A 6,899-nucleotide genomic window follows, 5' to 3' on the forward strand; every position below is an offset into this window, starting at 1 on the left:
CGAAGTGGCTTTATCGGACACACCGCAAATTTAGCGCGTGCTCGCCGCTATCGCCGGGGCTTCGGCTGGCAGCGCGGACACGAGTAGGACGAGCGGTTCATGAACTTCTCGCGGCGGATCGGCGCGCCGCAGCGACGGCACGGTTCGTCCTCGCGGCCGTAGGCGGCCAGCGACCGCTCGAAGTATCCGGAATTGCCGTTGACATTGACATACAGCGCGTCGAAGGAGGTGCCGCCGGCGTCGAGGGCCGCACCCATCACCGCCTGCACCTCGCTCAGCAGCCGCCGCAGCGCGGGCCGGGTGAGCGCCGCGGCCGGGCGTTCGCCATGGATGCGCGCTCGCCACAACGCCTCGTCGGCGTAGATGTTGCCGATGCCCGAGACCACCGTCTGATCCAGCAGCACCCGCTTGATCTCGGAGGATTTGGTCCGCATCCGCGCGACCACGGCCTCGGTGTCGAAACGGGGGTCGAGCGGATCGCGCGCGATGTGGGCGACCGATTCCGGCAGTTCCTCACCGTCGAGAGCGATGAGCCGGTTCAGCGCCCAGCCACCGAAGGTGCGCTGATCGATGAAGCGCAGCTGGGTGCCGTTGTCGAGTCCGGCGACGATATGCGCGTGCTTCTCCAGCGGCGCCTGCGCGGACTGTACGAGCATCTGCCCGCTCATCCCCAGGTGAACGACGAGTGCGGCATCGGGATCGTCGAAGGTCAGCCAGAGGAATTTGCCGCGGCGGCGGGCGGATTCGATCCGCAGGCCCGCCATCCGCCCGGCCAGATCGTCACCGCCGAGTTCGTGGCGGCGCACCGACCGCGGATGTTTGACCAGGACCGATTCCACGACGTGGCCGACGACGTGCTCCTCGAGTCCGCGCCGGACCACCTCGACCTCGGGCAGTTCGGGCATCAGTCACCGGCTTCGGCGGAACCGTCCGCGGTGAGCGCCTGCCACGCAGCGCCCGCGGCCTTCTGCTCGGCTTCCTTCTTCGACCGGCCGACGCCCTGCCCGTAGGCCTGGCCACCGATCACCGCGGTGGCGGTGAATTCCTTGTCGTGGTCGGGACCGGTCGAGGTGATCTCGTAGCTGGGCACGCCGATGCCGCGTTCCGCGGTGAGCTCCTGCAGACTGGTCTTCCAGTCCAGGCCGGCGCCCATCCGGGGACCGCGTTCGAGCAGTTCGGCGAACAGCCGCAGCACGACTCCGCGCGCGACCTCGATGCCGTGTTGCAGATGGACCGCACCCAGCAGCGACTCCATCCCATCGGCGAGAATGCTCGCCTTGTCCCGGCCGCCGGTGAGTTCCTCGCCCTTACCGAGCAGCAGATGACGGCCGAGGCCGCCCTCACCCAGGCCGCGCGCGACCTCGGCCAGGGCATGCATGTTCACCACACTGGCGCGCAGTTTGGCGAGCTCGCCTTCGGATTTCTCCGGATGCTCGAGGTACAGGCGCTCGGTGATGCTCAGACCGAGAACCGAATCGCCCAAGAATTCCAGGCGTTCGTTGGTCGGCAGCCCACCGTTCTCGTAGGCGTAGGAACGGTGGGTGAGCGCCAGCCGGAGCAGGTCCGGGCGCACCTCCACGCCGAGCGCTTCCAGAAGGCTGGCGTGGTCAGCGGCATCGCCCGCTGCGGGTGCGTCCGCTTCGTCCTTACCGGCGGTCACTTCGCGGCTACCCGATCGGCAGATCAGATGGCCGAGGTGACCTGGCGGCCCTTGTAGGTACCGCAGTTCGGGCACGCGATGTGCGGGAGGGTCTTCTGACCGCACGCCCGGTTCGGGCAGGTGATCAGGGTCGGCGCGGTGGCCTTCCACTGGCTGCGCCGCGAGTGGGTGTTGGCACGAGACATCCGGCGCTTCGGAACGGCCACGACTACTTCTCCTCTGTCGTCGAACTTGCCGAACCATGGCGGTCGGCAAGAGATCGGTCTACGTCTGATGGGGCGTCGGAGACGCCGGAGCTGGGGGTTTCGCTCGCGAATTTCGCAAGCCCCGCCCAGCGAGGGTCCAGTATCTCATGCGTGTGATCCGGACCCGCAATCGCCATCCGGACACCGCATTCCGGGCACAGCCCGGCGCAATCGGGTTCGCACAGCGGCTGCAGCGGCAATTCCAGACCGACGGCGTCGGTGACCACCGGCTCGATGTCGATCATGTCATCGACGAGCCGGTAGATCTCGTCTTCCTCGGTGGTCTGCTCGGTCGCGCTGTCCGGATAGGCGAACAGTTCGGTGATCTCGAGTTCCAGATCGTCGGTGAACGACTCCAGGCAGCGCGAGCACTCCCCCTCGATCGGCGCCGACACCGAACCGGTGACCAGCACGCCCTCCGAGACCGCCTGCAGGGTCAGATCGAGGTCGATCTCGGCACCGGCCGGGATCGCGATCAGGTCCAAGCCGATCTTCTCGGGGGCGGTGACGACCCGATGCACCCGCCGGATCGAGCCCGGGGCGCGCCCCAGACTGCGGGTGTCCAGCACGAAATCCGCGTCGGTCTGACGACGACGCGAACCGGGACCGGACTGGGCGGACATCGGACACTCACTCACGTTTCGAGGGGGTTTGGGCAACCACTCCACAGTACGCGAACTGCGCCGATCCCCCCAAATCCCGGAACGAGCGCGGGCAGATCAGCGCCGGAAGTCGGCGGCGTAGTCCGGAATGCCGGTCCCCGAACGCAATTGCTGGCGACCACGGCCCACCGTCCGCAGCGTCGAGTGCAGCGTCTCCTCGAAATCGGCGAGCTGGGAATCGACATAGTGATCGCATTCCTCGCGTAGCCGGTCGGCCTCGGTCTGCGCGGCGTCGATCAGGCGCGCGGATTCGGCGTGCGCGGCCCGCACCACCTCGGTCTGCGAGACCAGGCGCTCCTGTTCGGCCTGCCCCTCGGCCACCGATCGGTCGTAGGAGGCCTGGCCCGCCGCGATCATCCGCTCCGATTCGGTGCGGGCGCGGCCGGTGAGCGCCTCGTACTCGGCCTTACCGTCGGTCACGATGCGGTCGGCCTCGGCCTGTGCGGTCGCGACCAGGTGATCGGCATGCGCGCGGGCCTCGGCGACCATCCGGTCGGCGTGAGCCTTGGCGTCGGCCAGCAGCCGGTCGGCCTCCTCGCGGGCGCCGGCGACGGTCTGTTCGGCCTGGTCGTTCGCGCCGGTCACCGTGGCGTCGGCGGTATTGCGGGCATCGGAGACGATCTTGTCGCGGTGGTCGAGCACGTCCTGGGCGTCGTCGAGTTCGCCGGGCAGCGCCTCACGCACGTCGTCGAGCAGTTCCAGCACATCACCGCGAGGCACGATGCAATTGCGAGTCGGCGGGATACCCCGCGCCTCTTCGACGATCGCGACCAGTTCGTCGAGTGCCTCGAATACGCGATACATCCTGCTGACCCCACTCTCGTGCCGAACTACTGCTCTCGGCCCAGTGTGCCCGCATCCCGCGTGTCTGCCCAGATCACCTTCGGTGTGTCGGATGGTGTTTCCTATCCCACACAAATCAAGTGGAGGAAATCTCTCCGCTTGGTGCTATCTTTTTCTACTGAGCGGTAGACCAGCCGGAACCCGTCACCCTCGGCGTCCGGCACTGTGCGATCGGAACGACAATGGTTGTCCTTTATCCGGCACCTCCGGGTATGTGGGTGAACCCACAGCCCGATCCGGGCGTATCCATCGTGCGCAGCGAACTGCCGGCCGAGACGCCGGAGCCGCAGCAGTCCCCGCCCGTTGTCGGCCGCCTCGCCTCGCGCTTCGCCGACTATCTGCGCGGGGACCACTGGCTGTCGCAACTCGTCCGGTTCGCGCTGGTCGGCGGTTTCAGCAATATCGGCTACTTCCTGCTCTTCTTGGCCTGCTACAGCGGCGGGCCGCAGCTGGCCAACCTGACCGGATCCATCGTCAGCACGGCACTCGCCAACGAACTGCACCGCCGCCTCACCTTCCACGCCGCCGACCGGGTCGGCTGGCTAACCGCCCAACTCGAGGGCGGTGGACTGGCGCTGGCCGGACTCGCCATCACCTCGGGGGCGCTGGCGGTGCTCGACATCGCGGCGCCCGGCCTCGACGACGTCGCCGAGGCGATCGCCGTCATCGGCATCACCGCCGGAGTCGGCACCCTGCGCTTCCTCACGCTGCGGCTCTGGGTGTTCTGACTGTTCTGATCGCGGTGTTCCGATCGCCGGGCATTCCTGGACGGGGTGCGGCTGCAACCTGGTCATCTGTGTAAGGAACCGAGTCTCCTTACCCCACGTCCTAACTCAGCAAACGTCGTTGCGAGTTCTCATCGTGGGAGGTTCGGCAATGCACCACCGTTCGGAGAACCACTGTCCGGGAAGCCCCATCATCTGGCGGGCCGGTCTGCGCTCGGCCACCTCCCCGCGCCCGCGGGTACCGGTCCCCTGTCCTCTTCTCCCTCGCCCGCGCCGCACCCGGCCGTACCAGGACCCGCAATGACGCACCGCGACACGCGTGCCGAAACCTTGTGCCGCGCAAGCCGGTCAACGGTCCAGGGCGGGGTCGCCGGACTGCACCGGCGCCGAGACGCGGTCTCGGCGGGGGTCGGCGACGACGAGATCCGGCGGCGGTGCGCGATCGGGAACTGGCGGCGGGTGCGGCGCGGGGCGTACGCCGAGGCCTCGCTCCTCGCGGAATTGGACGGCGTGGCACGGCACCGGCTGGCGGTGGCCGCACTGCTGCCGGAGATGGCGGCCGATGCCGTGGTGAGCCACCAATCGGCGGCGGTCGTGCTGGGTGCGCCGATGTCGCCGGCACTGCTGGACCGCGTGCACGTGACACGCAATCGACGCCACGGCGGGCGCATCAAACCGAATCTGCAGGTGCATTGCGCGCCCGTCGCCGTAGTGGCCGAACGGCACGGGCTGCTGGTCACCAGTCCCGCCCGCACGGTCGTCGATCTGGCTCGCACCCTTCCGTTCGAATCGGCGGTCGTCGTCGGCGATGCCCTCGCTCGCGAATTCGGCATCACCGCATCGGCATTGGCGCGCGAACTGGCCTGCGCCCGGGGCCGGCGCGGCGTCGACGGCGCCCGGCACGTGATCGGTTTCCTCGATCCGCGCAGCGCCGGAGTCGACCACTCCCGGATCCGGGTGTTGCTGCGGCTGCTCGGCTTCCCGCCGGCGTCCGCGGGTGGGGTGATCCATGCCGAGGACGGGAGAGTGCTGGGGGCGGCCGACCTGTATCTCGGCCGAACCGGGGTGGTGCTCGAGGTCGATGGGGACCGCCCGAGCAGAGCGGGGGCGCATGGCGGTCTGTCGCGCCGCCCGCCGGATGCGGTGTTGCGGCGCTATGGATTTCAGCCGGTCCGCACCACCTGGCGCGGTTTGAGTACGGGAGGCACCGCGGAACGCGTGCACGCTGCGCTGAGCCGGTCCCGCGAGCAGCGCTCCCGGGGTTACATCCGCCCCGCGCCCCTCCCGGCGCCGACGCCACTGCGGCTGCGTGCGCTGTGACGACCACGATCGGCTCGGCCCGCCCCGACCTGTTAGCGTCGCTGCATGGCTGGAGCACTGTGCCCCGGGTCCTTCGATCCGGTGACCAACGGGCATATCGACGTCATCTCGCGCGCGGCTGCGCAGTTCGACGAGGTCGTCGTGACCGTGATGATCAACAAGAGCAAGCAGGGCATGTTCAGCGTCGACGAGCGGATCGAGATGTTGCGCGAGGCGACCGCCGATCTGCCCAACGTACGGATCGAATCCTGGTACGGGCTGCTGGTCGATTTCGCTCGCGAACAGGGCATCACCGCCATGGTCAAGGGTCTGCGCGATGCCACCGATCTCGGATACGAGATGCAGATGGCCCAGATGAACAAGCACCTCTCGGGCGTCGACACCTACTTCCTGGCCACCAACCCGGCGCTGAGCTTCCTGTCCAGCTCCCTGGTCAAGGAGGTGGCGACCTTCGGCGGCGACGTCACCGGCATGTTGCCACCGGCCGTGCACAAACGCCTGCTCGCCCGCATCGCCGAACGCCGCGGCTGAGTCGGTCGCCGTGGCGGCGGGAGCCACCGCGGCGGCAGGCCTTGCCGGCGGAACGACCGTCGACCGAGCCCGAGGCCGGGATTATCCGTGGTATTCCGCCAGATCGACGCGAGTTTCGCCGTATCGGCGCGACTTCAACGCCGAATAGCCTGCGGGCCATGCCGTTTCCGGTGATCGCGCCGACCGCTCGACGACGATCAGCGCGTCCCCGCACAACCAGCCGTTGGCCGACAACGCCCGCAGGTCGGCCTCGACAGCGGCGTCGGCGACCGCGTAGGGCGGGTCGGACAGCACCAGGTCGTACGGTTCGGCGGGTGCTGTCGCCAGCACGGAAGCGACTGTGCCCAGGCGCAATTCGGCGCCGGGCACATCCAGATCCGCGATATTGCCGCGAATCACCGCGGCCGCCTTGCGATCGGATTCGATCAGCAGCGCATGAGACGCACCGCGCGACAGCGCCTCCAGACCGAGGGCGCCGGACCCGGCATAGAGGTCGAGCACCCGGATGCCGTCGAAATCCATGCGCGCGGAAAGCGCGTTGAACAGCGCTTCCCGCACCCGGTCCGAGGTCGGCCTGGTCCCCGCGGGCGGAACCCGCAGTCGCCGACCACCGGCCGTGCCCGCGACGATCCGGGTCACCGCGATCCCCCCGCCACGGCAAGCCGAGGGCAAGCGCGAGCCGGTCCGTGACCGATCACGGCCGGCCCTCGTCCCGCGCACGAATGTGGATGACCGGCATCGTCATTCGGCCGATGTCTCGTTCATGCGCAGTTCCACCAGCAGGTCGCCGCCTTCCACCTGCTGCACCGTGCCGATCGCCACGCGGGCGACGACTCCGGCGCGGGGTGCGGTGATGGCGGCCTCCATCTTCATGGCCTCGATGGTGCCGACCGTGTCACCGGCGGCGACCGTA

Annotated in this window: 10 protein-coding genes; 3 read left to right on the plus strand and 7 right to left on the minus strand. The window is 68.7% G+C overall.

The window, feature by feature from the left end; all coding sequences use genetic code 11:
- Window positions 1–47: 47 nt before the first annotated feature.
- The 5 genes from mutM to ACPCUW_RS18575 all read right to left on the minus strand — a co-directional run bounded on the left by mutM (window position 48) and on the right by ACPCUW_RS18575 (window position 3,371).
- Complete coding sequence (gene mutM / locus ACPCUW_RS18555; protein ID WP_030513026.1) at window positions 48–905, minus strand: bifunctional DNA-formamidopyrimidine glycosylase/DNA-(apurinic or apyrimidinic site) lyase; 858 nt, start codon at window positions 903–905, stop codon at window positions 48–50.
- The gene (gene rnc, locus ACPCUW_RS18560) at window positions 905–1,660 is read right to left on the minus strand and encodes a ribonuclease III (protein ID WP_063029135.1); all 756 of its coding nucleotides are present in this window, start codon (window positions 1,658–1,660) and stop codon (window positions 905–907) included. Before rnc ends, mutM begins: the two co-directional genes overlap by 1 nt.
- Before the next feature lie 23 nt (window positions 1,661–1,683).
- The gene (rpmF, locus tag ACPCUW_RS18565) at window positions 1,684–1,866 is read right to left on the minus strand and encodes a 50S ribosomal protein L32 (RefSeq protein ID WP_030513024.1); all 183 of its coding nucleotides are present in this window, start codon (window positions 1,864–1,866) and stop codon (window positions 1,684–1,686) included.
- Window positions 1,867–1,868: 2 nt separating this feature from the next.
- Window positions 1,869–2,528, minus strand: coding sequence for a YceD family protein (locus tag ACPCUW_RS18570; protein WP_063018052.1), 660 nt, complete (start codon window positions 2,526–2,528; stop codon window positions 1,869–1,871).
- A 96-nt stretch (window positions 2,529–2,624) separates the two neighbouring features.
- Window positions 2,625–3,371 (minus strand): DivIVA domain-containing protein, encoded by a 747-nt coding sequence (locus ACPCUW_RS18575; RefSeq protein ID WP_063018054.1) that lies wholly within the window; start codon window positions 3,369–3,371, stop codon window positions 2,625–2,627.
- Between the two features lie 251 nt (window positions 3,372–3,622).
- Here ACPCUW_RS18575 and ACPCUW_RS18580 point away from each other — a divergent pair, with 251 nt between their 5' ends.
- The 3 genes from ACPCUW_RS18580 to coaD all read left to right on the plus strand — a co-directional run bounded on the left by ACPCUW_RS18580 (window position 3,623) and on the right by coaD (window position 5,986).
- Window positions 3,623–4,138: a GtrA family protein gene (locus ACPCUW_RS18580; RefSeq protein WP_423426146.1), complete on the plus strand. Its 516-nt coding sequence runs from the start codon at window positions 3,623–3,625 to the stop codon at window positions 4,136–4,138.
- A 297-nt stretch (window positions 4,139–4,435) separates the two neighbouring features.
- Window positions 4,436–5,455, plus strand: coding sequence for a hypothetical protein (locus ACPCUW_RS18585; RefSeq protein WP_423426123.1), 1,020 nt, complete (start codon window positions 4,436–4,438; stop codon window positions 5,453–5,455).
- 45 nt (window positions 5,456–5,500) lie between these two features.
- Entirely contained in the window at window positions 5,501–5,986 is a 486-nt protein-coding gene (gene coaD / locus ACPCUW_RS18590; protein ID WP_030513019.1) for a pantetheine-phosphate adenylyltransferase, read from the plus strand.
- Window positions 5,987–6,067: 81 nt separating this feature from the next.
- Here coaD and rsmD read toward each other — a convergent pair whose 3' ends face one another.
- A complete protein-coding gene (rsmD, locus tag ACPCUW_RS18595; RefSeq protein ID WP_423426125.1) occupies window positions 6,068–6,625 on the minus strand; it encodes a 16S rRNA (guanine(966)-N(2))-methyltransferase RsmD in 558 nt (185 codons plus the stop codon).
- A gap of 102 nt (window positions 6,626–6,727) precedes the next feature.
- The coding region (locus tag ACPCUW_RS18600) for a biotin/lipoyl-containing protein (protein WP_423426147.1) at window positions 6,728–6,899 on the minus strand (172 nt) is incomplete at its 5' end.

The sequence above is a fragment of the Nocardia sp. AB354 genome, from assembly GCF_049538315.1.
Taxonomy (GTDB): Bacteria; Actinomycetota; Actinomycetes; order Mycobacteriales; family Mycobacteriaceae; genus Nocardia; species Nocardia nova.

Coding starts and splice junctions, on each gene's coding strand:
- ACPCUW_RS18570 (WP_063018052.1), bottom strand. CDS start 2,528: ATGTCCGCCCAGTCCGGTCCCGGTTCGCGTCGTCGTCAGACCGACGCG.
- coaD (WP_030513019.1), top strand. CDS start 5,501: ATGGCTGGAGCACTGTGCCCCGGGTCCTTCGATCCGGTGACCAACGGG.
- ACPCUW_RS18580 (WP_423426146.1), top strand. CDS start 3,623: ATGTGGGTGAACCCACAGCCCGATCCGGGCGTATCCATCGTGCGCAGC.
- ACPCUW_RS18585 (WP_423426123.1), top strand. CDS start 4,436: ATGACGCACCGCGACACGCGTGCCGAAACCTTGTGCCGCGCAAGCCGG.
- ACPCUW_RS18575 (WP_063018054.1), bottom strand. CDS start 3,371: ATGTATCGCGTATTCGAGGCACTCGACGAACTGGTCGCGATCGTCGAA.
- mutM (WP_030513026.1), bottom strand. CDS start 905: ATGCCCGAACTGCCCGAGGTCGAGGTGGTCCGGCGCGGACTCGAGGAG.